This is a genomic window from Gammaproteobacteria bacterium (genome assembly GCA_035279405.1).
Taxonomy (GTDB): Bacteria; Pseudomonadota; Gammaproteobacteria; order Natronospirales; family REEB76; genus REEB76.
On sequence record DATEHU010000020.1, the window covers coordinates 1 to 1,057 of the forward strand.

Consider the following 1,057-nt stretch of genomic DNA (forward strand, 5'->3'; position numbering starts at 1 on the left):
CTAGAGCACGATCCTCTTAAGCCGAAGCATAACCGGCATTAACGAGGTAGTTGGCGCATTCCTCGGCGGTAAAGCAATCGAGGAGTGCGCCGATGCTGCGCCAGGTGGCTTCGGTGCTGCGCGGATCGGTTTTGCGCAGCAGGGTTTTGAGTTTTGAGAAGACCTGCTCGATCGGGTTCAGATCGGGTGAGTAGCGCGGCAGGAAGAACAGCTTGGCGCCAGCGGCGCGGATTAGCTGGCGCACGGCCTGGCTCTTGTGACTGCCGAGATTGTCCATGATGACGACATCGCCGGCGTTCAAGGTGGGGACGAGGAACTGATCGACATAGGCGCGGAAGGTGGTGCCGTTGATCGGTCCGTCGATGACGCAGGGTGCGGCGATCCGGTCGCAGCGTAAGGCGGCCAGAAAGGTCAGCGTGCGCCAGCGGCCGTGCGGCACCTTGGCGACCAGGCGGGCACCGCGGGCACAGCGACCGGAGCGGCGGGTCATATTGGTCTTGGCCCAGGTCTCGTCGATGAACACCAGGCGGCGCGGGTCAAGCCGGCCTTGATGCTGCTTCCAGCGGGCGCGGCGGCGGGCGATGTCGGCGCGGTCCTGTTCGCTGGCGTGCAGGCTTTTTTTTGAACGTGATGCCTTCGTGCTTGAAGAACCGCCACACCGCCCCGTAGCTCGCCGGGGTGCCGCGCTCTGCCAGCTCGGCCACCAACGCGCGCAACGTCAGGTCGGGTTTCTCGGCAAGCCGCGCCAACAACCAGGCCCGCTCGCTCAGCAGCAGCAGTTGCTTCCAGCCGCCCATCTGCTTGGCCGCCGCACTGCCGGTCGCCCGCCATCGCTGCGACCACTTCACCACGCTGGCGACGCTTACCCCAAACAGCGCCGCCGTTGCCCGGCACGAGCGTCCGCTCGCCACCGAACCCACCACCCGCTCCCGAAGGTCCTGTGAATAGGGTCTTGCCATGCGATGCTGGCCCCCAACCCCAGCCAGCATCTTGAATCAGAAACCCAGCCGCTTGTGAATCCCCTCTTTACGATTCAGCCTTCTGGAATCGTGCTCTA

The 1,057-nt window shown here is 64.6% G+C and carries 1 protein-coding gene; it reads right to left on the reverse strand.

Going from position 1 to position 1,057, the window contains the following annotated elements; genetic code table 11:
• Positions 1-16 precede the first annotated feature (16 nt).
• Positions 17-959, reverse strand: a protein-coding gene (locus VJR90_02520) for an IS630 family transposase (GenBank protein HKV96347.1) whose coding sequence is annotated in 2 segments (ribosomal slippage) — positions 17-614 and positions 613-959 — 945 coding nt in all. Because the reading frame shifts where the segments join, the coding sequence is not laid out codon by codon here.
• Positions 960-1,057 lie beyond the last annotated feature (98 nt).